The following is a 22,813-nucleotide window of genomic DNA, read 5'->3' as shown; positions in this document are numbered from 1 at the left end:
ATGTTTGGTATCAGCTTCACTGAACTGCTGCTTGTCGGCCTCGTTGCCCTGCTGGTGCTGGGCCCCGAGCGTCTGCCGGGCGCTGCGCGCACGGCCGGCCTGTGGGTCGGGCGCCTGAAGCGCAGCTTCAACGCGATCAAACAGGAAGTTGAGCGTGAAATCGGCGCCGACGAAATCCGTCGGCAACTGCACAACGAGCACATTCTGTCGCTGGAGCAGGAGGCCCGCAAAATCCTCAATCCGCTCCAGCAGCAGCCGACGCCAGCTGATACGCCGATCACACCGGTCACACCGGTCACACCGGCCCCTGCGGCGAGCACCGTTGCAGTCGAGCCAGCACCGGCCACCGTCAGCGCACCTGCCACCGAGCCGACGGCCACCGCTGCGCCTGCTCCCCACGACCCAACACCGGCGCCGCGAGCCCCATGAGCGATATTCCAGAGAACGACCAACACATGCCGCTGGTCTCGCACCTCACCGAGCTGCGCACCCGCCTGCTGCGCTGTGTCGCGGCGATCTTCCTGATCTTTGCCGGGCTGTTTGCCTTTACCCAGCAGATCTACACCTTCGTCTCGACGCCACTGCGGGCCTACTTGCCAGCCGGTGCGACGATGATCGCCACCGACGTCTCGTCGCCCTTCCTGACGCCGTTGAAGCTGACCATGATGGTCTCGCTGTTCCTGGCGATCCCGGTGATCCTGCATCAGATCTGGGGCTTCATCGCACCAGGGCTGTACAAGCACGAGAAGCGCATTGCCGTGCCGTTGCTGGTGTCGAGCATCGTGCTGTTTTATGCCGGCATGGCGTTCGCCTACTTCCTGGTGTTCCCGCTGATCTTCAAGTTCTTCGCCGCCGCCACCCCGGCCGGCGTAGAGATGATGACTGACATCACCAGTTACCTGGATTTCGTCATGACGCTGTTCTTCGCCTTTGGCGTGGCGTTCGAGATCCCGGTGGCCGTGGTCCTGCTGGTGTGGATCGGCGTGGTCGACGTCAAGTACCTGAGGAAGATCCGCCCGTACGTGATCATCGGATGCTTCGTGGTGGGCATGATCCTCACCCCGCCAGACATCTTCTCCCAGACCCTGCTGGCCGTGCCGATGTGGATGCTGTTCGAGATCGGCATCCTGTTCGGCAGCCTGATCAGCAAGCGCGGCGAGCACCCGGACGACCAGCCGGCGGACGATCACAACGACCAGCCGCCAGCGACTCAGCCGTGAACCTGCTGCTCCTCGAAGAGGCCGATTTCATTGCGCCCGACCGGGTCGTGCTGCGCGATCGGCGCCTGACCCACATGCAGGAAGTGCACCGTGTCGCGGTCGGCGACAGCCTGCGGGTCGGACGCATCGGTGGGCTGATGGGCGCGGCCCACGTGCTGCGCCTGGAGCCCGGCGAAGCCGAGTTGCGGGTCAGCCTCGACCAGCCACCGCCGGCCAAGCTGCCCCTGACCCTGATCCTCGCCCTGCCTCGGCCGAAGATGCTGCGCCGAGTGTTCCAGACCGTGGCCACCATGGGCGTACCCAAGGTGGTGCTGGTCAACAGCTACCGGGTCGAAAAGAGCTTCTGGCAGACTCCCTTCCTCGAGCCCGAGGCGATTCGCGAACAACTGATCCTCGGGCTGGAACAGGCCCGCGACAGCGTGCTGCCGGAGATCGTCATCGAAAAACGCTTCAAGCCCTTTGTCGAAGACCGCCTACCAGCCATCGTCGAGGGCACCCTCGGGCTGGTCGGCCACCCTGGCAACCACCCGCCCTGCCCCCGCGGGCTGGCGGAGCCCGTGACCCTGGCCATCGGCCCGGAAGGCGGCTGGATCCCCTACGAAATCGACCTGCTGGGCAAGGCCGGGCTGCAACCGGTGCAACTCGGCGAGCGCATCCTGCGGGTTGAAACCGCGGTCACCGCACTGCTCGCCCGCTTGTTCTGACCCCCAGGGTCGCAGGAGCACCTACAGATTCTCTCTCGTCGGCCGATAGACTCTCCACAATTCGAATCAATGGGGAGTCTGCAGCATGCACCGATGGTTAGCCGAGAACCTTGGCAATGTGAGCGTCAATCGCAAGCTGGGCATCGGCTTCGGCCTGGTCTTGCTCCTGACCCTGCTGATCACCGTCAACGGCTGGTCGGGCATGAGCAGCATCATCAGCCGGGGCGACAAACTCGGGTTCATCTCCAGCCTCAACGAAATGACCAAAGACCTGCGCATTGCCCGCCTGGACTATGACATGCGCCACGGCGAGCAGGGCCCGGCGGCGGTGAACGAGGTGTTGAACCGACTCGACCAGGGCCTGCAGAGCGCCCTGACGATGATCGAACAGCCCGCCGACGCGGCCATGCTCAAGCAGCAAGTGGAAGCCGCCCGCGAGTACCGACATGCGTTTGCCGGCATGACCCAGGCCACCGCCAATCGTGAAGCCGCCCGCGCCAAGCTGGGAGCAACCGCCGACGCTGCCGTGGCCCGCGTCAACGAGGTGGAGAAAGCCCTGCTGCAAGGCGATAACGTGGCGCAGTTCAACAGCGTCGTCGACCTCGGCAAACTGCTCCAGCAGGCGCGCTTCCAGGTCCGCGGCTACACCTACAGCGGCAAGGCCGAGGCCGAGCAACCGGCCCTGGCCGCCATCGACGACGCCCTCAACTACCTCAAGGCCCTGCCCGCGCAACTGCCCGAGCAACACGTCGGCAACCTGCAGCAGGCCAGCGACTCGCTGCTCGGCTACCGCGCAGCAGTCAGCCAGTACCGCGATGCCCAGGTGGCCAGCGCCGCCGCACTCAAGGACATGGCCCACCAAGGCGACGTACTGCTGGCACTGAGCAAAAAACTCACGCTGTCGCAGACGGTCGTCCGCGACACCGACGCCGCCCAGGCCAAGAGCACCCTGTTGCTGACCACGGTGTTGGCCCTGGTGCTCGGCCTGATCGCTGCCTGGGCCATCACCCGGCAGATCATCCTCCCGCTGAACCAGGCCCTCAAGGCCGCTGAGCGGGTGGCCGCCGGCGACCTGACCCACAACCTGATCTCCCAGCGCCGCGACGAACTGGGCCAACTGCAGCGCGCGATCCAGAGCATGATCGTCAGCCTGCGCGAGTTGATTGGCGGGATCAGCGATGGCGTCACGCAAATCGCCAGCGCCGCCGAAGAGCTGTCCGCAGTCACCGAACAGACCAGCGCCGGGGTCAACAGCCAGAAGGTCGAGACCGACCAGGTGGCCACCGCCATGAACGAAATGGCCGCTACCGTACAGGAAGTCGCGCGAAACGCCGAAGAGGCCTCCGAAGCCGCCGTCGCGGCCGACCAGCAAGCCCGTGAAGGCGACAAGGTGGTCGGTGAGGCCATCGCCCAGATCGAGCGCCTGGCCATTGAAGTCGGGCACTCCACCGAGGCCATGGGTCACCTCAAGCACGAGAGCGACAAGATCGGCAGCGTGCTGGACGTGATCAAGTCCGTGGCCCAGCAAACCAACCTGCTGGCCCTCAACGCCGCCATCGAGGCCGCACGGGCCGGTGAAGCCGGGCGTGGTTTTGCCGTGGTCGCCGACGAAGTGCGCAGCCTGGCACAGCGTACGCAGAAGTCCACGGAAGAGATCGAAGAACTGATCGTTGGCCTGCAAAGCGGCACCCAGCAGGTCGCCAGCATCATGGACAACAGCCGTAGCCTCACCGACAGCAGTGTCGAGCTGACGCGCCGCGCCGGTGGCTCACTGAACAACATCACCCGCACCGTCTCGGCGATCCAGGCGATGAACCAGCAGATCGCCGCCGCCGCTGAACAACAGAGCGCGGTGGCCGAAGAGATCAACCGCAGCGTGCTCAATGTGCGCGATGTGTCCGAGCAGACCTCGGCCGCCAGCGAAGAGACCGCGGCCTCCAGCGTCGAGCTGGCACGGTTGGGTACCCACCTGCAGATGCTGGTGGGTAAATTCAGGGTTTAAGACGGTAGGGATTCCTCGGTTCACACCGGCCGAGGTGATGCAGTCACGGGCCAGCCTTGCTCCTACAGGATCAAGGCTGGCCCGCGCTGCTTTAGATCACAGGACCTGGCGCAAGAACGCCTGGGCCCGCGGATCCTTCGGTGCCTCGAAGAACTCGGCGGGCGAGGCATCTTCCAGCAGCTTGCCGTGATCGAAGAACAGCACCCGGTCCGCCACTTCCCGGGCAAAGCCCATTTCGTGGGTGACGCAAACCATGGTCATGCCTTCCACCGCCAGGGTCTTCATCACATCCAGCACTTCGCCGACCATTTCCGGATCGAGGGCCGAGGTCGGCTCATCGAACAGCATGACCTTGGGCTCCATGGCCAGCGCCCGGGCAATCGCCACCCGTTGTTGCTGGCCGCCGGACAGGCGCGAGGGGTACTCGTGGGCCTTCTGGGCAATGCCGACCTTCTCCAGCAGCGCCATGGCCTTGGCCTCGCGCTCCTTCTTGGCGCGCTTGCGCACCACCTTCTGTGCCAGGCACAGGTTCTCCAGCACCGTCATGTGCGGGAACAGGTTGAAGTGCTGGAACACCATGCCGACTTCACGCCGGTAGGCATTCACATCGGTTTTCGGGTCGGCCAGTTGCAGGCCGTCGATGCTCACCGAGCCGGAATCGAACGCTTCCAGGCCATTGAGGCAGCGCAGGAAGGTCGACTTGCCGGAACCGGACGGGCCGATGACCACCAGCACCTCGCCCTTGGCCACCTGGGTGGTGACGTTGTCCACCGCGCGAACCACCTGGCCACGGGTGTCGAAGACTTTTATCAGATCGCGGACTTCAATCACTTTGCGCGAGCCTCCGCTCAAGCCGGCTGGCCATTTTCGACAGCGGCAGGTTGATCAACAGGTACAGCCCGGCTACGCAGAACAGGATTTCGAACGGCGAGAACGAGGTGGTGATGACTTCACGGCCACTCTTGAGCAGCTCGGTGATGGCGATGACCGACACCAGCGAAGTGTCCTTGACCAGACTAATGAATTGCCCGGCCAGTGGCGGCAGCACCCGCTTGAAGGCTTGCGGCAGGACCACATGGCGCATCGACTGGCTGGCATTCAGGCCCAGGGAGCGCGCGGCTTCATTCTGCCCACGGGCAATCGACTGCACCCCGGAGCGAATGATCTCGGCCACGTAGGCCCCGGTGAACAGCGACAGCGCGGCAATCCCGGCGAACTCGCGGGACAGGTTGAGCACCGTGCCGATGAAGAAGTAGAAGATGAAGATCTGCACCAGCAGCGGCGTACCGCGCACCAACTCGATGTAGACGATCGACAGGTCGCGCAGGGTCGGGTTGTTCGACAGCCGGCACAGGCCGGTCGCCAGGCCGATCAACAGCCCAAGCACACCCGAGACCAGCGACAGCCACAGGGTGGTCCACAGGCCCCACAGCAGCGGTCCTGCGGCCCAATGCCGGGTGACACCGATCACATCGCCTTCGGCCACATCGTCGCCACGGGCCACTTGCAGGCTGTTGTCGTCGACCGTCAGCACTTGCTCGGTGCCGGCGTCGTTGCGCAGGGTCACCTGGGCCTTGTCGCCCTGGCGCACCAGTTCGCTGACGGTGGAAATGTCGGCGGCACGCTGGGTGTCTTCGGCGTGATAGGCGAAGTACTGCGGCACGCGGTTCCAGCGCCATTCGTAGGACATCAGCGAGGTGGCGTAGTACAACGCGCCGGCCATGCCGACCAGCACCAGCACGGTCAGGACGTGCCAGGGCCATTGGGCTTTTTTATGTTTCATTGCACATTCCGGGATTTGTGTTGCCTGGGAGGCCGTCTTCGCGGGCGAGCCCGCTCCCACAGGGATCTAGCTCAAGCACACAGGTTGTGTACTGCACAGCTCTGATGTGGGAGCGGGCTTGCCCGCGAATGGAACGACGCGGTCTGGACGAGCGGTCGCCTGACCGGCCTTACTCCATGTCCTTCTGCCAAGCGGTGTCTTTGAACCACTTGTCATGAATGCGATCGTAGGTGCCGTCTTCGTGGATCTGGTGCAGGAAGTTGTTGATGAAGTTCAGGCTGTCGTAGTCGCCCTTCTTCAGGCCAAAGGCCAGTGGCTCGTAGGTGAACGGCTTGTCGAGGAACACCAGCTTGCCGTTGCCGACCTTGTTCACCGCCACCACGTTGTACGGCGCGTCGTAGACAAAGGCATCCGCCTTGCCGTTGACCACGTCGAGCACACCTTCCTGTTCATTGTCGTAGCCGTGGTACTTGGCTTTGGACATCAGCTTCTTGGCCACCATTTCGCCCGTGGTGCCGAGCTTGGAGGTGATGCGGTATTCGGCGCTGTTCAGGTCTTTATAGGACTTGATGGTGCCTTCCAGCTCCTTGCGGATCAGCAGCGTCTGGCCGACCACGATGAAAGGATCGCTGAAGTTCAGGCGCAGGTTGCGTTCCTGGGTCAGGGTCATGCCGCTGCCGATCATGTCGAACTTGTCGGTCAGCAAGGCCGGGATGATGCCGTCGTAACCGGTGGACACCAGTTCCAGCTTGACGCCCATGGCCTTGGTCATGGCTTTGAGCAGATCGACTTCGAAGCCGATGATTTCGCCGCGCTTGTTGGTCATTTCAAACGGCATGTAAGTCGGGTCCATGCCCACTTTCAACGTACCGCGCTTGACCGCGTCGTCGATGGCGCCGGCCTGCGCCGCGTTGACTGCTACCAGTGCCGAGACGCCGAGTATCAGCATCGAGAGATACTTCTTCATCATCAAAGTCCCCAATCTTTTTGTAGTTAGGCGCGCAATCGAACGCTTTTTGTGGAAAACGGCCGATACGGACACAAAGGTTGTCCGAGCGCACCAAAGAAGGGAGCGATGCTAACGCACTCGGCCGTTTGCACAAGTGGTTACGAAGTTTCAGGCAAAAAAAAGCCCCGCGGATCGGCGGGGCTTTTTCATCAGGCCGGCTGTGCCTGCACGCTCAAGGGTTTGAGCGGCAACAACGGCGCATGGGGATCGGCTTTCACCGAAGCCCGCCAGGCGTCCAGCCAATCGGCGTAGCCTTCGCTCCAGACCTGCTCATGCAGGCGAGCCAGGGCCACTGGGTCGCTGAGCAACTGCAGGCGCTCATGGTTGTTCAAGCCGGCCGGGCCGACTTTCAACGCATGGCGCACCCGCTCGGTGCGCAACCACTCGATCGGCTCGGCCTGACCGTGACGCGAGGTCGCCAGCGCGCACGCCAGGGCGTTCTGCTGCGGGTCGACCACGGCGCGGATGAAGCCGTCGTTCAGGGCGTGCCAACGGTTCTCGTGGGTGTACTGGTCGGTTGCCAGCAAGGCCTGTGGCGGATTGTATTCCTCAGGGATGAGGAACAGGCTCTCGTCACGGGACTTCAGGCCCAGGCCCACACGGCTGGAGATCACCGACACCGGGATCGACAGCATCAACGAACCGACGATCGGCACCAGCCACCAGAGGAAGCTCGGGTTCAGCCAGATCACCAGCAAGGCCCAGAAGAAGCCCAGCAGGGTCTGTGGACCGTGGCGCTTGACCGCCTCGCTCCACGGCGTGGAGTCATCGTCACGCTGTGGCGAGTTCCAGGTCGCGGCCCAGCCGAGGAACGCGGCGAGCACAAAACGGGTGTGGAAAATCATCCGCACCGGCGCCAGCAACACGGAGAACAGCATCTCCAGGAGCATCGACAGGGTCACCTTGAACTTGCCGCCGAACTCTTTCGCGCCCTTGGCCCAGATCAGGATGATGCTCAACAGCTTCGGCAGGAACAGCAGCACGATGGTGGTCGAGAACAGCGCGATGGCCTTTTCCGGGTGCCATTGTGGCCACAGCGGATACAGCTGGCGTGGTTCCAGGAAGTACTGCGGCTCCATCAGCGTGTTGACGGCCAGCAAGGCGGTCGACAGCACCAGGAAGAAGAACCACAACGGCGCCGACAGGTAGGACATCACGCCGGTCAGGAACACCGCACGGTGCACCGGGTGCATGCCCTTGACCAGGAACAACCGGAAGTTCATCAGGTTGCCGTGGCACCAGCGACGGTCGCGCTTGAGTTCGTCCAGCAGGTTGGGCGGCAGTTCTTCATAGCTGCCCGGCAGGTCGTAGGCAATCCACACGCCCCAGCCGGCACGGCGCATCAGCGCGGCTTCAACGAAGTCGTGGGACAGGATGGCACCGGCAAACGCGCCTTTACCGGGCAACGGCGCCAGGGCGCAATGCTCGATGAACGGCTTCATGCGGATGATCGCGTTGTGCCCCCAGTAGTGGGATTCGCCCAACTGCCAGAAGTGCAGGCCGGCGGTGAACAGCGGACCGTACACCCGGGTGGCGAACTGCTGCATGCGCGCATACAGGGTGTCCATGCCCGAAGCCCGTGGCGCGGTCTGGATGATCCCCGCGTCCGGCGTGGCTTCCATCAAGCGCACCAGGCTGGTCAGGCACTCACCGCTCATCACGCTGTCGGCGTCGAGGACCACCATGTACTTGTAGTCGCCGCCCCAGCGACGGCAGAAGTCGTCGAGGTTGCCGCTCTTGCGTTTGACCCGACGGCGACGGCGACGATAGAAAATCTTGCCGAAGCCCTTGGCTTCGCGGCAGACGTCCAGCCAGGCCTGCTGCTCGGCGACACAGATATCGGTGTCGTTACTGTCACTGAGGACGAAGAAGTCGAAACGGTCGAGGTCGCCGGTGGCAGCCACCGATTCGAAAGTGGCGCGTAAACCGGCAAACACCCGCGGCACGTCTTCGTTGCAGATCGGCATCACCAAGGCGGTGCGAGCGTCTTTAGGAATCGGCTCGTTACCGGTACTTTTACCGGAGATACGGTATTTATCGTGACCGGTCAGCAGCTCGAGGAAGCCCATCAGCGCGGTCCAGAAACCGGCCGAGACCCAGCAGAACAGAATCCCGAACAGGATCAGGATGCTGGTCTGCAAGGCGTACGGCAGCACTTGCGTGGCGGTTTGCATCAGGGGTTGATGCAGGACCTCCTCCAGGTCGACGAACGACCAGCCCTGGTACGGCATGATGCCTTTCATGTACCAGCCGGCAACGATCGTCTGGCCGAGCATCAGCACCAGCAGGATGTAGCGGCGAATCGAACCGACAGTGCGCCAGCGCGCGGCCGGCAGCACGCGTTCATCCTTGGGCGGTGCCGGCGGATTGGTACGACCGGTCAGCCGACGCCAGCCGCGCACCAGGATATTGGTGCGCCACGGCTCGGGCACGACCTTGGTCCGACGGATCGGCGGGGTGGCTTTCAGGCACACCCGGCCGCTGGCGTCGAGCACCAGCATCTCGGCCTCTTCCAGCTCCTCGGCGGAGTTGAGGGTCAGGCGGCGGCTGACCGAGGCCTGTGCGGCCTCGCTCGGTGCGTCGAAAGTCGACGAGGACAAGCGTTCATGCAGTTCGCTGAAGGATTTGCAGCCCGCCAGTTCGGCGCGCTGCTCATCGGTCATCGGCAAATGCGCCAGATACTCGCTGAGCGACTCTGGCTGTACGTGGGAATTACTCATCGGCAGGCAACTGATAGCTCCAGGTCTCGGTCAAGACTTCTTCAGTCGGCGCCGATTCCGGTGTGGCTGGGGCCGCTTCGGCAGCAACGGGCTGCTTGGCGTCTTTGTTGTCCTTGGTCTTGCTGTCGGCAGCGGGCTTGGCGTCGGCCTGTTTGGCGTCCGCTTGCTTGGCTTCTACCTGCTGGGCTTCCTTGGCCGCTTTCTCTTGTTGCTTGGCGGCCACTTTGTCGGCCTTGGCCACCGAAGAATTGGAGCTTGGCAGCGAAGTCTTGGCCAGGTCCGCCGGCACGATGGACTGCACCAGGGCAGCACGCATCTCGGTCGACTTGCTCGGGTCCTTGATCTTCATCCGCAGGGTCAAGCGCCAGCCCTTGGTTTCAGGGTTGTAGCGCACGCTGTTCTCGACCAGCTCGGCGTTGTCACCCACGCTGACCTGGCTGCGAACGTCGGTCTCAGGCGCCAGGGCGGCCAGGGATGGACCTTCGAAATCCACCAGGTAGGCCACACTGCCGTCCGGCTGACGAATCAGGTTGGATTGCTTGACGTCACCGGTGGAACGCAGAGTCTGGCTGACCCAGGCACTGTCCGGGGCGTGCAGTGCCGCTTCGTCGATGGTCCAGTGCAGGCGATAGGCTACGTCCAGCGGCTGGCCAGGTTCCGGCAGTTTTTCCGGGCTCCAGAAAGCCACGATGTTGTCGTTGGTTTCATCGGCGGTCGGAATTTCCACCAGGTCGACAGAACCCTTGCCCCAATCGCCTTTTGGCTCGATCCAGGCGCTTGGGCGCTTGTCGTAGCGGTCGTCGAGGTCTTCATAGTGGCTGAAGTCGCGGCCACGTTGCAGCAGACCAAAACCACGCGGGTTTTCTACCGAGAAGTTGCTCACGGCCAGGTGTTTCGGGTTGTTCAGCGGACGCCAGATCCACTCGCCGTTGCCGGCATGGATCGCCAGGCCGCTGGAGTCGTGCAGCTCGCGACGGTAGTTGAGGACTTTCGACGGCTGGTTGGCACCGAACAGGAACATGCTGGTCAACGGGGCGATGCCCAGCTTGCTGACTTTGTCGCGCAGGAACATCTGGGCCTTGACGTCGACAATGGTGTCGCTGCCAGGACGCAGGGTCAGGCGGTAGGCGCCGGTGGCACGCGGCGAATCCAGCAGGGCGAAAATCACCAGGTGCTTGTCACCCGGCTTCGGCTGCTCGATCCAGAACTCGGTGAAACGCGGGAACTCTTCACCCGACGGCAGTGCGGTATCGATCGCCAGGCCACGGGCCGACAGGCCGTAGGTGTGGCCCTTGCCGACGACGCGGAAATAGCTCGCGCCGAGCATGGTCATGATTTCGTCTTGCTTGTCGGCCTTGTTGATCGGGTACAGCACACGGAAACCGGCATAACCCAGTTGTTCAGTGGCCTTGGGATCAAACTTGACGTCGCCGAAATCGAAACGGCTGGGGTCGTACTTGATCTCTTCGACGGTGCTGGCCGTGACTTCGTTGATTTTCACCGGCGTGTCGAAATGCATGCCCTGGTGATAGAACGACAGCTTGAATGGGGTCTTTTTATCGGCCCATTCGGCTTTTTCGGTCAGGAAACGAATTTTCTGATAGTCGGCGAATTTCATTTCGCGGAATTCGTTCGGCAGATTGCTGCGCGGAGCCTCGTATTTCTGCCCAGCCAGCTCTTTTGCCTTGGCCGACACATCGTTCAGATTGAATGCCCAAAGCTGGCCGGCGCTGAGCAGGCAAAACAGGGCAGAGCCTGTCGCCAGCGCGTTACGTAACCGTTTGGCAGACAATTTTGGTGCAGTACAGGGACTAACAATCACGAGCAACCCTCGCCGAAAACAGATCAAAAAACCAACGGCCAGCTATCTATATGCCAGGTTGGCGAGCATTGTTCGGACTCCGATGGGGCAAAATGATTCCCCAAACGGTCGCGGACAAGTCTCTACCTAAGTCAAAAATGGGCCAACGAACGCTGATCCCCGTAGCGCGGGATTATCTAGTAGCCCGCGTGACAACGCATCAGGGGTAACAAAGTATTTATTGCGAAAAACCCCTGTTTCACTCCGAAACAGCTCTGAAAAGATGTTTCAAACGCTTTCAGGTCTGTAACAGGAAGGTCACCGGTCCATCATTGACCAGATGCACCTGCATATCCGCGCCAAATCTGCCTGATGCCACATTGCCATGCAACTGGTGTGCTTTGCCTAATAAATAGTCAAAAAGCTCTTCGCCCAGTGCCGGAGGGGCAGCGGTCGAAAAGCTCGGGCGCAGGCCATTTTTGGTGTCGGCGGCCAGGGTGAACTGCGAAACCAGCAGCAACCCTGCGCCTACATCGGCCAAGGACAGGTTCATCTTGCCCTCGGCATCGCTGAATACCCGATAGTTAAGCAGTTTGTGCACAAGTTTGTCGGCGCTGGCCCGGGTATCGTCGGGTTCAACGGCCACCAGCACCAGCAAGCCCTGGTCGATCGAGCCGACAACCTCCCCCGCCACCTCGACGCGCGCGCCACGCACGCGCTGCAACAGGCCCTTCATGCTTCTTCAGGCGGCAGGTCGAGCAGGCGCCGCGCCATTTGATTGGCCGCCCGTACCAGGGCATCGGTGATACCCGGCTCGGAGGCAGCGTGCCCGGCGTCGCGGATCACCTGCAACTCACTGTTGGGCCAGTTCTGATGCAACTCCCAGGCGTTGTCCAACGGGCAGATCACGTCGTAGCGGCCATGCACGATGACGCCCGGCAGGTGGGCGATCTTGCCCATGTCGCGAATCAGCTGGTTGGGCTCGAGGAAAGCATTGTTGGTGAAGTAGTGGCATTCGATGCGGGCAATCGACAGCGCGCGCTGCGGCTCGCAGAAGCGGTCGACCACCAGCGGGTTCGGGCGCAGGGTCGCGGTGCGCCCTTCCCACAGCGACCAGGCCTTGGCCGCGTGCATCTGGGCAATCTGGTCGTTGCCGGTCAGGCGCTTGTGGAAAGCCTTGAGCAGGTCGTCGCGTTCGTCCTGGGGAATGGGCGCGATGTAGTCCTGCCAGTAATCGGGAAACAGACGGCTGGCGCCCGCCTGGTAGAACCATTCGATTTCCTGCGGGCGGCAGAGAAAAATCCCGCGCACGATCAGGCCGTGTACCCGCTCGGGGTGGGTTTGCGCGTAGGCCAGGGCCAGGGTCGAGCCCCAGGAGCCACCGAACAGCACCCATTTGTCGATGCCCAGGTGCTGGCGAATCCGTTCCAGGTCGGCGACCAGATCCCAGGTGGTGTTGTTTTCCAGGCTGGCGTGGGGCGTGGAGCGGCCACAACCGCGCTGGTCGAAGGTGACAATGCGATACAGGTTCGGATCGAAGTAACGTCGGCTCATGGCGTCGCAGCCCGCCCCGGGGCCACCGTGAATGAACACTACCGGCAAACCTTCCGGTGATCCGCTTTCGTCGACATACAGGGTGTGGGTTTCATCGACGGCCAGATCATGCCGGGCGTAGGGTTTGATCTGCGGGTACAAAGTCTGCATTGCGCGCTCCGTAAGGGGTCGAGGTCATCCCTGGGGGGACTTCTATTATTCTGCCGTTGGGCATCATAAACCCGAATAGCGCAATGAGCATGTCCCTGAAGAAAATACGGTTTTGCGGCGCCGGCGAGGGCCCTCTCCCACCCATCTCTAGAGGGTGTCTGCACCATCTGCAAACACCCGGAATCACAGTGAGAGTGAGTGGGTTTACGCGCCGTATCGCTGCTGGCCCCAGGCCAACATCCCTTGCAGCAGTTGCTTGAGCACCACCTGGGTCGGGCCTGCCAGGTCGGGGCGGTAGCGGAACGGCTCGAACTCTTCCATGTAGGTGCACTGCCCTAGCTCCAGCTGCACCGCATGGATGTTGTCAGCCGGGTTGCCGTAATGGCGGGTGATGTGGCCGCCCTTGAAGCGTCCGTTCAGCACGTGACTGTAGTCGGCGTGGCGAGCACAGATCGCTTCCAGCTCGGTCGCCAGCGTTGGATCGCAACTGGCGCCATTGAAGGTGCCGAGGTTGAAGTCCGGCAACTTGCCCTCGAACAGGTGCGGGATCACCGAGCGGATCGAGTGCGCATCGAACAGCAGGGCGTAGCCAAACTCGGCCTTGAGCCGCGCCAACTCCTGCTGCAGCGTGCGGTGGTACGGGGTCCAGACCTGCTCCAGATAGCGTGCGCGCTCCTCGGCAGACGGCTCCAGGCCTTCGCGGAACAGCGGCACGCCGTCGAACAGGGTCGCCGGGTACAGGCCGGTGGTCGCACCGACGTACAACGGCTTGTCGTCGGACGGACGGTTGAGGTCGATGACAAACCGCGAATACTGCGCCGCCAGGGTGCTGGCGCCCAATGCCTGAGCGAACTCGTAGAGTGTCGGAATGTGCCAGTCGGTGTCCGGCAGGCTTTGCGCGTCGGGGATCAACCCGGCCTCGACTGCCGGCGTCAGGCGCACACCGGCGTGCGGCATGCTGATCAGCAGCGGCACCCGGCCTTGTTGGAAGTTCAGAACCTTATCCACAGCTATTCTCCTAAATCTCGACTTCAACGCCGTGACGCACGACGCGTTTTTCCAGCTCACCACCCAACCAGTACGCCAGGTCGGCCGGACGATCGATCTGCCAGGCGACGAAGTCGGCGACCTTGCCCACTTCCAGCGAACCGTGGGTGTCGGCCATGCCCAGCGCCGAGGCGGCGTGGATGGTTGCACCCGCCAGGGCTTCTTCCGGGGTCATGCGCAAACAGGTGCAGGCCATGTTCAGCATCAGGCGCACCGACAGGGCCGGCGAAGTGCCGGGGTTGAGGTCGCTGGCGATGGCGATTCTCACCCCGTGCTTGCGCAGGGCATCCATCGGCGGCAACTGGGTTTCGCGCAGGAAGTAGAACGCCCCCGGCAGCAGCACGGCCACGGTACCGGCGGCGGCCATGGCGATGGCATCGTCCTCGGTCATGAATTCCAGGTGGTCGGCCGACAACGCCTGATAACGCGCCGCCAGGCTGGAGCCATGCAACGACGACAACTGCTCGGCGTGCAGTTTCACCGGCAAGCCCAGCTTCTGCGCGGCGATGAACACCCGCTCCACCTGCGCCGGCGAAAACGCCAGGTATTCGCAGAACGCATCCACCGCATCCACCAGCCCTTCAGCCGCCAGGGCCGGGAGCATCTCGCTGCAGATATGCTCGATGTAGTCATCGCTGCGATCGGCGTATTCCGGTGGCAGGGCGTGGGCCGCCAGGCAGGTGGTACGCACGCTGACCGCAAACGCCTCACCGAGGCGCCGGGCGACACGCAGCATCTTGCGCTCGCTGGCCAGGTCGAGACCGTAGCCAGACTTGATCTCGATGCTGGTGACACCGTCGCGCAGCAGGCTTTTCAGGCGCTTGGCGGCACTGGCGAACAGTTCGTCCTCCGTCGCGGCACGGGTCGCGCGCACGGTGCTGGCAATGCCACCACCGGCGGCAGCGATCTCGGCATAGCTGACCCCTTGCAAGCGCTGTTCGAATTCGCCGCTGCGGTTGCCGCCGAACACCGTGTGCGTGTGGCAGTCGATCAGGCCCGGGGTCACCCAGGCCCCCGCGAGGTCATGGACCTCGGGGTAATCATCGGACGGCACCTGGCTACGCGGGCCGATCCACTCAATGTGCGCACCTGACGTCACGATGGCGGCATCCTCGATGATCGAGTAAGTGCCTTGGGCCATGCTTGCAACGTGGCAGTGTTGCCAGAGCGTTTTCATCCGAGGCCTCCGTTAGGTTATCGATGGGACATGAAAGGATCGCGGGTCACCTTGACCGCCTTGGGGGCAGCCGGCTTGACCCACAATTTATACGCAATCACCAGCAAGACGATCCACACCGCACCGACCACCAGCGCTGCCTGGGTGTCCGGGAAATAACCCAGCACACCAAAGACAAACAGCATGAACACGATCGCGGCCGCCGGCGCATAAGGCCAGAACGGTACCGGGAATTTCAGTTCGGCAACTTGCTCGCGGGTCATCGAACGACGCATGGCCACCTGGGTGACCAGGATCATCAACCACACCCAGACAGTGGCGAAGGTCGCGATCGAGGCGATCACCAGGAACACATTTTTGGGGATCAGGTAGTTCAATAGCACGCCGCCCAGCAAGGCCGCGCCCATGACCACTACGGTCATCCACGGCACGCCCTGCTCCGACAACTGGGCAAACATCCTGGGCGCATGGCCTTGCTGCGCCAGGCCGTACATCATGCGCCCGGCACCAAAGATGTCGCTGTTGATCGCCGACACGGCCGCCGAGATCACCACGATGTTGAGGACGGTCGCCGCCGCGCCGATGCCCAGACTGTCGAAGATCTGCACGAACGGGCTGCCCTGGCTGCCAATCTGTGGCCATGGGTAGATCGCCATCAGCACAAACAGGGTCAGCACATAGAACAGCAGGATCCGCAGGGGCACCGCATTGATTGCCCGTGGAATCACCCGTTGTGGGTCCTTGGCTTCACCGGCGGTGATACCGATGATCTCGATGCCGCCGAACGCGAACATCACCACCGCCAGGGAAGCGATCAAACCGCCGATGCCATTGGGCATGAAGCCGCCGTGGGCCCACAGATTGCTCAGGCCGGAGGCCTGCTCAGTGCTGGCCGTGCCAATGCCGAAGAGCATGATGCCAAAACCGCCCAGGATCATCGCGACGATGGCGGCGACTTTCAGCAGCGACAGCCAGAACTCCATCTCGCCGAAGACTTTGACGTTGCACAGGTTCAGCCCGCCGATCAGCAGCACGATGCCCAGCACCCAGATCCAGCGTGCGACTTCCGGGAACCAGAAGCCCATGTAGATGCCGAAGGCGGTGACGTCGGCCAGGCAGACGATGATCATCTCGAAGGCATAGGTCCAGCCGAGGATGAAACCGGACATGGGCCCCAGGTAGGTGCTGGCGTAATGACCAAAGGAACCCGAGACCGGGTTGTGCACGGCCATCTCGCCCAGGGCGCGCATGACCATGAAAACAGCAGCGCCACCAATCAGGTAGGCCAGCAGCACGGCGGGGCCGGCCATCTGGATGGCCGAGGCGGAGCCGTAGAAAAGCCCGGTGCCGATCGCCGACCCCAGTGCCATGAAGCGAATATGTCGGGCGGATAGCCCGCGTTTCAAGCCTTTGTCTGGCTGTTGCATTGCTCGTCCCTAATTATTGTTGTCGACGCCAATCGATTCGCGGGCAAGCCCGCTCCCACAGGTTCAGCGCAATCCTTGTGGGAGCGGTGGTGCGACGATTCGACTTGCCCGCGATGGGGCCTTACAGGCTTGGCAGCAACTTCGCCATCACCAGTTCATTCAGGCAGCGCGAAGCCAACAGCTCGCTGGCGGCGTTGATGTCCGGCGCGAAGAAGCGGTCCTTCTCGTAGAACGGTACTTTGGCGCGCAGGGTGGTGCGGGCTTGTTCCAGTTTCGACGAGGTTTTCAGGCCGTCGCGCAGGTCCAGGCCCTGGCAGGCAGCCAGCCACTCGACCGCGAGAACGCCACGGGTGTTTTCGGCCATTTCCCACAGGCGCTTACCTGCCGCCGGGGCCATGGACACGTGGTCTTCCTGGTTGGCCGACGTCGGCAGGCTGTCCACCGAGTGTGGGTGCGCCAATGCCTTGTTCTCGCTGGCCAGGGCGGCCGCAGTCACTTGGGCGATCATGAAGCCGGAGTTCACGCCACCGTTGGCCACCAGGAACGGCGGCAGTTGCGACATGTGCTTGTCCATCATCAACGAAATGCGGCGCTCGCTCAGGGAGCCGATTTCCGCGATGGCCAGGGCCATGTTGTCAGCAGCCATGGCCACTGGCTCGGCGTGGAAGTTACCGCCGGAGATCACATCGCCTTCGCTGGCGAACACCAGCGGGTTGTCGGACACCGCGTTGGCTTCGACGGCCAGTACTTCAGCGGCCTGGCGGAACTGGGTCAGGCAGGCGCCCATGACTTGCGGCTGGCAACGCAGGGAGTACGGGTCCTGGACCTTGTCGCAGTTCTGGTGCGAATCAGACACTTCACTGCGCTCGCCCAGCAGGTCGCGGTAAGCCGCGGCCGCGTCGATCTGGCCTTTCTGGCCACGGGCTGCATGGATGCGCGCGTCGAACGGCGAACGCGAGCCCAGCACCGCTTCCACGGTCAGGCCGCCCAGGGCCAGGGCGCCGGCGAACAGGTCCTCACCCTCAAACAGACCACGCAGGGCGTAGGCCGTCGATACCTGGGTGCCGTTCAGCAGCGCCAGGCCTTCTTTGGCGGCCAGGGTCAGCGGCGTCAGGCCGGCGACTTTCAGCGCTTCGGTAGCGTCCAGCCACTGGCCCTTGTAACGGGCCTTGCCTTCGCCCAGCAGGACCAGTGACATGTGGGCCAGGGGCGCCAGGTCACCGGATGCACCGACCGAGCCTTTGAGTGGGATGTGCGGGTAGACCTGGGCATTGATCAGGGCGATCAAGGCGTCGATCACCACCCGGCGAATGCCGGAGAAACCACGGCTCAGGCTGTTGACCTTGAGCACCATGATCAGGCGCACCAGTGCATCGCTGATCGGCTCGCCGACACCGGCGGCGTGGGACAGCACCAGGGAGCGCTGCAGGTTTTCCAGGTCTTCGCTGGCAATGCGGGTCGAGGCCAGCAGGCCGAAACCGGTGTTGATGCCGTAGGCAGTCCGATTTTCCGCGAGGATCTGCTCCACACAGGCCACGCTGGCGTCGATCTGTGCCGAGGCACTGTCGTCCAGGGTCACACGCACCGGCTGTTGATACACGGCACGCAGTTGGGCAAGGCTCAGTTGGCCTGGGATAAGGTTCAGCGCAGTCACATTCATTCTCCTTTTGAGAGTTTTATTAACCAGACGCTCCGGAAAAATCCGTTGTCCGTCGCTTCCCGCTTTTGGGGGGTGGCGCCTTGGCACGCTGGCTTTGTTAGAAATCAGTACAAATCGGCAAATGTCGCTTGCAGCAAGGCGGGGTCTTTCAACAGCGCGGCGGCACTGGCGATGTCCGGCGCCAACCAGCGGTCCTGGTCGTAGGCGGCCACCCGCTCGCGCAACAGGCGCCAGGCGGTATCGGTGCCAGCGCCGAAGCCCTGGTCCTTGAGGAATTCAAACGCCTGGGCCGCCAGCAGGTACTCGATGGCCAGGATCTGGGTGCAGTTTTCCAGCACCCCGTGCAGTTTCAGTGCAGCGTTGGTGCCCAGGCTCAGGTGGTCTTCCTGCAGGCCTGACGTCACGTAGTTGTCGAGTACCGCCGGTTGCGCCAACTGACGGTTCTGCGCGCAAAGCGAGGCCGCGACGTACTGCACGATCATCATTCCCGAGTTCACCCCGGGGTTGGCCACCAGGAACGCCGGCAGGCCGCTGACGTGCGGGTTGATCAGACGGTCGAGACGGCGCTCGGCAATCGAACCGATTTCCGCCATGGCAATCGCCAGCAGGTCGGCCGCCAGGGCCACTGACTGGCCGTGGGGGTTGGCCTGGGAAACCACCCGAAAATTGTCCGGGGTGCCCAACAGCATCGGGTTGTCGGAAACGCCGTTGAGCTCGGTTTCAATCTGCCGGGTCGCGTGTGCCAGTTGATCGCGGGCCGCACCGTGAACCTGCGGGATCGAACGGATGCTCAAGGCATCTTGCGTACGAATGCCCAGGCTGGCGGCGATCACTTCGCTGCCGGCAAGCAAGGCGCGCAGGTTGCTGCCCACCCGTTGCATGCCCGGGTGGGGCTTGAGGGCGATGATTTCAGGATCGAACGCGGCAATCTGCCCGCGCTGGGCTTCGAAGCTCATGGCGCTGATCACGTCGGCCCACTGCAGCAAACGGCTGGCATCGGCCAGGGCCAGGCAGCTCAACCCGTTCATGCACGGCGTGCCGTTGACCAGGCACAGCCCGTCCTTGGCCCCCAGGACCACCGGCTTCAGGCCTTCTTCGGCCAGGGCTTGCTCGGCCGGGACAATTTGCCCGCGGTAGCTGACGTTGCCTACGCCCAGCAGGGCGATGCCGATGTGCGCCATGTGCGTCAGGTAGCCCACCGAGCCCTGGGACGGCACTTGTGGGGTGATGCCGCGGTTGAGCAGCGCCAGCAGCCCTTCGACCACCTGACGGTGGATGCCGGACTTGCCATTGCTGTAGTTGAGCAGCGCGGCGCAAATGATCGCCCGGGTCTGCTCGTCGCTCAGTGGTGCGCCAACGCCACAGGCGTGGCTGAGCAGGGTATTGCGCGACAGCTGGCTCAGTTGTTCGCCTTGCAGGGAGACGTTACACAGTGCCCCCAGGCCGGTGTTGACGCCATAGGCGCGTTCGCCGCTGACGACAATGCGCTGGACGATCGCCTGGGCGTTCTCGATCCGCGCCCAGGTGCTGGCCGCCAGCTCAAGCTGAGCGCCACCCCGTGCGACCGCCACTACATCCTGCCAACGCAGCGGGGCGTCGGCGATTACGATTTTTTCAGCCTGGGACATTTCTACCTCTGCGTACGAACCTGAATATTGATGCAGCTCTGCCATCGCCTTCGCGAGCAAGCTCGCTCCCACAGGGAACCGCATTCCTATTGTGGGAGCGAACTTGCTCCGGGCGGCGTTCCGACGATGAGGCCAGCACAGCCGCCACAAACCGCTTAAACCACCGCCGCCCGCCGCTGCACGAAGCGGTCGACGTACTCGTCGGCCGGCGAGTGCAGGATCTCTTTCGGCGTGCCGACCTGGATCAGGCGGCCGTCCTTGAGGATCGCGATGCGGTTGCCGATGCGCACGGCTTCGTCGAGGTCGTGGGTAATGAACACGATGGTCTTGTGCAGGGTCTTCTGCAGTTCGAGCAACTGGTCCTGCATTTCGGCGCGGATCAGCGGGTCGAGGGCACTGAAGGCTTCGTCCATCAGAATGATGTCGGTGTCGGCCGCCAGGGCACGGGCCAGGCCCACCCGCTGGCGCATGCCGCCGGACAGTTGGTGCGGGTATTTGTTTTCGTAGCCTTTCAGGCCCACGGTGTTGATCCAGTGCAGCGCACGCTCGGAGCACACGGCTTTGCTTTCGCCCCGGATCTTCAAGCCGTAGGCGACGTTGTCCAGCACGCTCTTGTGCGGCAGCAGGCCGAAGCTCTGGAACACCATGCTGATCTTGCGCCGGCGAAATTCGCGCAGTGCTTGCATGTCGTATTGCAGGATGTCCACGCCGTCCACCAGGATCGCGCCGCTGGTCGGGTCGATCAGGCGATTGAAGTGGCGTACCAGGGTCGACTTGCCGGAACCCGACAGGCCCATGATCACGAAGATCTCACCGCTGCCGATAGTCAGCGACAGGTCGTTGACCCCGACCACGCAGCCGGTTTCGGCCAGCACCTGGTCCTTGCTCTTGTTCTGGCGAATCATGTCCAGCGCATCGGCGGAACGATTGCCGAAAATCTTGAAGACGTTTTTGACTTCGATCTTGGCTGCGTTGCTCATTTGCTCACCTCATGCCGTGGCCGGCCGTAGGCCTGGGTAATGCGGTCGATGACCACAGCGAGAATCACGATCGCCAGACCGGCTTCAAGGCCACGTCCAACGTTGAGGGTCTGGATACCCACCAGCACGTCTTCACCCAGGCCACGGGCACCGATCATCGAGGCGATCACCACCATCGACAGGGCCATCATGGTGGTCTGGTTGATCCCGGCCATGATGCTCGGCAGGGCCAGTGGCAGTTGCACGCCAAACAGTTGTTGCCAGCGGTTGGCACCGAAAGCGTTGATCGCTTCCATCACTTCGCCGTCAACCTGGCGGATCCCCAGGTCGGTCAGGCGGATCAGCGGTGGTGCGGCGTAGATCACGGTGGCGAAAATCGCCGGCACCTTGCCCAGGCCGAACAGCATCAGCACCGGGATCAGGTACACGAAGCTGGGCATGGTCTGCATGATGTCCAGCAGCGGCATCAGCACCGAACGCAGGCGATTGCTGCGGGCCGAGAGAATCCCCAGGGGAATGCCGATCAGCACCGAAATGACCGTGGCCACCATCATCAGCGCCAGGGTCTGCATCAGCTTGTCCCACAGGCCAACGGCCCCCACCAGGAACAGCAAGCCGACGATCACTGCCGTGGTCAGCACTTTGCGGGTGGCGTGCCAGGCCACGCCCGCGACGATTGCCAGCATCAGCCACCAGGGAGCGGCGCGCAGCAGGCCTTCGAGGTTGACGATAGCCCAGAGCAGGGTGTCGGAGATCTGCCGGAACACATCACCGTAGTTGGTCACCAGCGAATCGACCCAACTGTTGACCCAGTCGGCGATGGAGAAGGTAAAGCTTTCAGGAAACATAAGAGACTCTCAATCAAGGGGTTGTGATCAAGCGTCCGACTGCCCTTGCAGACAGCCGGAAAGGCTCGAACTACAAGGCCGCGTCGATTTTCTTGGCAGCGTCTTCACTGACCCAGGCGTGCCAGACTTCAGGATGTTCCTTCAGGAAGATCTTCGCCAGTTTTGGCGACTCGATCCGCTCTTTGGTCATGCGGGCCAGGTTCTGGTTCAGCAGGTCGATCGGCAGATTGACCTTCTCCAGCACGGCCACCAGCTCTGGCGCTTGTTCGTGGAAGGTCTTGGACAGGCCGACCTTGATGTTCACGGACTTGTCCACACCGGGCTTCTCTTCCAGTTTCACCAGGTCGACCTGGCCCATCAGCGGGGTTGGCGACCAGTAGTAGAACAGGATCGGCTCGCCACGCTTGTAGCTCGACAACACCGCGGCATCCAGGGCCGGGCCGGTGCCCGGACGGAAGTTGGTGTAGCTGCTTTCCAGGCCGTAGCTCTTGAGCATTTCGCTGTTGTCCAGCTCACAGGTCCAGCCGGCCGGGCAGTTGTAGAAACGGCCCTTGCTCGGTTCTTCCTGATCCTTGAACACGCTGGCGTACTTGGCCAGGTCGGCGATGGCCTTGAGGTCCGGCGCCTTGGCTTCCAGCTTGCGCTTGGCATCGCCTTCGATCACGTAGCGCGGCACGTACCAGCCTTCAATGGCGCCGACCACCGGGGCGCCGACACCGACGACCTTGCCGGCCTTCTCGGCCTTGTTCCAGACTTCGCTGCGGCCTACCCACTCCTCGGCGAAGACTTGAATATCGTTGCTGCTCAGGGCGTTTTCCATGGTGATGGAATTGCCTGGCAGGCTGTCTGTCTTGCAGTCGTAACCTTTCTCCAGCACCACCTGCATCACGTCGGTCAGCAGCATGCCGCTTTCCCAGTTCAGCCCGGCGAATTTCACTGGCTTGCCCGATTCACACCAGCCGGCCGCCTGGGAGGCACCAGCACTGGCCGTCAGGCCCACAGCAATCAAAGTGCCCAGCAGAGTCTTGTTGATTTTCATTGTGTGACGCTCCTAATCAGGAATTGGCTTACGGCAGTCAAGAGGCATCCAGTCCTGTCCACGT

At 62.7% G+C, this 22,813-nt stretch carries 19 protein-coding genes and 1 pseudogene; 5 read left to right on the top strand and 15 right to left on the bottom strand.

Going from position 1 to position 22,813, the window contains the following annotated elements:
• The 5 genes and pseudogenes from tatB (at position 1) to AACY45_RS29255 (ending at position 3,926) form a co-directional block, all read left to right on the top strand.
• Positions 1-429, top strand: coding sequence for a Sec-independent protein translocase protein TatB (gene tatB, locus AACY45_RS08115; protein ID WP_339544961.1), 429 nt, complete (start codon positions 1-3; stop codon positions 427-429).
• Positions 426-1,220, top strand: a complete 795-nt coding sequence (gene tatC / locus AACY45_RS08110) for a twin-arginine translocase subunit TatC (protein ID WP_095167298.1) — start codon at positions 426-428, stop codon at positions 1,218-1,220. The genes tatB and tatC overlap by 4 nt, the downstream gene beginning before the upstream one ends.
• The gene (locus AACY45_RS08105) at positions 1,217-1,924 is read left to right on the top strand and encodes a 16S rRNA (uracil(1498)-N(3))-methyltransferase (protein ID WP_339544960.1); all 708 of its coding nucleotides are present in this window, start codon (positions 1,217-1,219) and stop codon (positions 1,922-1,924) included. The genes tatC and AACY45_RS08105 overlap by 4 nt, the downstream gene beginning before the upstream one ends.
• 85 nt (positions 1,925-2,009) lie before the next feature.
• Positions 2,010-3,071 (top strand): annotated as a pseudogene (locus AACY45_RS29260) (methyl-accepting chemotaxis protein); the annotation flags it as partial.
• On the top strand, positions 3,063-3,926 hold the full coding sequence (locus AACY45_RS29255) for a methyl-accepting chemotaxis protein (RefSeq protein ID WP_445261172.1): 864 nt from the start codon (positions 3,063-3,065) through the stop codon (positions 3,924-3,926). The pseudogene AACY45_RS29260 and the gene AACY45_RS29255, both read left to right, overlap by 9 nt.
• Before the next feature lie 96 nt (positions 3,927-4,022).
• Here the strand turns inward: AACY45_RS29255 and AACY45_RS08095 are convergent, their stop codons facing one another.
• The 15 genes from AACY45_RS08095 to AACY45_RS08025 form a co-directional block, all read right to left on the bottom strand.
• On the bottom strand, positions 4,023-4,757 hold the full coding sequence (locus tag AACY45_RS08095) for an amino acid ABC transporter ATP-binding protein (protein ID WP_339544958.1): 735 nt from the start codon (positions 4,755-4,757) through the stop codon (positions 4,023-4,025).
• Positions 4,750-5,709, bottom strand: coding sequence for an amino acid ABC transporter permease (locus AACY45_RS08090; RefSeq protein WP_339544957.1), 960 nt, complete (start codon positions 5,707-5,709; stop codon positions 4,750-4,752). Before AACY45_RS08090 ends, AACY45_RS08095 begins: the two co-directional genes overlap by 8 nt.
• A 169-nt stretch (positions 5,710-5,878) precedes the next feature.
• Positions 5,879-6,676, bottom strand: a complete 798-nt coding sequence (locus tag AACY45_RS08085) for a transporter substrate-binding domain-containing protein (protein ID WP_339544956.1) — start codon at positions 6,674-6,676, stop codon at positions 5,879-5,881.
• Positions 6,677-6,867: 191 nt separating this feature from the next.
• Entirely contained in the window at positions 6,868-9,438 is a 2,571-nt protein-coding gene (gene mdoH, locus AACY45_RS08080; protein WP_339544955.1) for a glucans biosynthesis glucosyltransferase MdoH, read from the bottom strand.
• Positions 9,431-11,260: a glucan biosynthesis protein G gene (locus AACY45_RS08075; protein ID WP_339544954.1), complete on the bottom strand. Its 1,830-nt coding sequence runs from the start codon at positions 11,258-11,260 to the stop codon at positions 9,431-9,433. Before AACY45_RS08075 ends, mdoH begins: the two co-directional genes overlap by 8 nt.
• A 277-nt stretch (positions 11,261-11,537) precedes the next feature.
• Entirely contained in the window at positions 11,538-11,975 is a 438-nt protein-coding gene (dtd, locus tag AACY45_RS08070; RefSeq protein ID WP_339544953.1) for a D-aminoacyl-tRNA deacylase, read from the bottom strand.
• Positions 11,972-12,943, bottom strand: coding sequence for a prolyl aminopeptidase (gene pip, locus AACY45_RS08065; RefSeq protein WP_339544952.1), 972 nt, complete (start codon positions 12,941-12,943; stop codon positions 11,972-11,974). The genes dtd and pip overlap by 4 nt, the downstream gene beginning before the upstream one ends.
• Positions 12,944-13,147: 204 nt before the next feature.
• A complete protein-coding gene (hutG, locus tag AACY45_RS08060; RefSeq protein WP_339544951.1) occupies positions 13,148-13,951 on the bottom strand; it encodes an N-formylglutamate deformylase in 804 nt (267 codons plus the stop codon).
• Between the two features lie 10 nt (positions 13,952-13,961).
• Positions 13,962-15,167 carry an imidazolonepropionase gene (gene hutI / locus AACY45_RS08055; RefSeq protein ID WP_339544950.1) on the bottom strand — a complete coding sequence of 402 codons (1,206 nt, stop codon included), beginning with the start codon at positions 15,165-15,167 and terminating at the stop codon, positions 13,962-13,964.
• 17 nt (positions 15,168-15,184) lie between these two features.
• A complete protein-coding gene (locus AACY45_RS08050) occupies positions 15,185-16,594 on the bottom strand; it encodes an amino acid permease (protein WP_339544949.1) in 1,410 nt (469 codons plus the stop codon).
• A gap of 121 nt (positions 16,595-16,715) precedes the next feature.
• On the bottom strand, positions 16,716-18,254 hold the full coding sequence (gene hutH / locus AACY45_RS08045; RefSeq protein ID WP_339544948.1) for a histidine ammonia-lyase: 1,539 nt from the start codon (positions 18,252-18,254) through the stop codon (positions 16,716-16,718).
• A 104-nt stretch (positions 18,255-18,358) separates the two neighbouring features.
• Positions 18,359-19,882, bottom strand: a complete 1,524-nt coding sequence (locus AACY45_RS08040; RefSeq protein ID WP_339544947.1) for an HAL/PAL/TAL family ammonia-lyase — start codon at positions 19,880-19,882, stop codon at positions 18,359-18,361.
• A 155-nt stretch (positions 19,883-20,037) separates the two neighbouring features.
• Positions 20,038-20,862 (bottom strand): quaternary amine ABC transporter ATP-binding protein, encoded by an 825-nt coding sequence (locus tag AACY45_RS08035; protein WP_339544946.1) that lies wholly within the window; start codon positions 20,860-20,862, stop codon positions 20,038-20,040.
• On the bottom strand, positions 20,859-21,710 hold the full coding sequence (locus AACY45_RS08030; protein WP_339544945.1) for an ABC transporter permease: 852 nt from the start codon (positions 21,708-21,710) through the stop codon (positions 20,859-20,861). Before AACY45_RS08030 ends, AACY45_RS08035 begins: the two co-directional genes overlap by 4 nt.
• A gap of 70 nt (positions 21,711-21,780) precedes the next feature.
• A complete protein-coding gene (locus AACY45_RS08025; RefSeq protein WP_339544944.1) occupies positions 21,781-22,749 on the bottom strand; it encodes an ABC transporter substrate-binding protein in 969 nt (322 codons plus the stop codon).
• Between the last annotated feature and the right edge of the window lie 64 nt (positions 22,750-22,813).

Origin of the sequence: Pseudomonas sp. RA_35y_Pfl2_P32 (assembly GCF_963970735.1) — a bacterium.
GTDB lineage: Bacteria > Pseudomonadota > Gammaproteobacteria > Pseudomonadales > Pseudomonadaceae > Aquipseudomonas.
The sequence above is the reverse complement of the archived record's forward strand: the minus strand, read 5'-3'. Positions and strand labels throughout refer to the sequence as shown.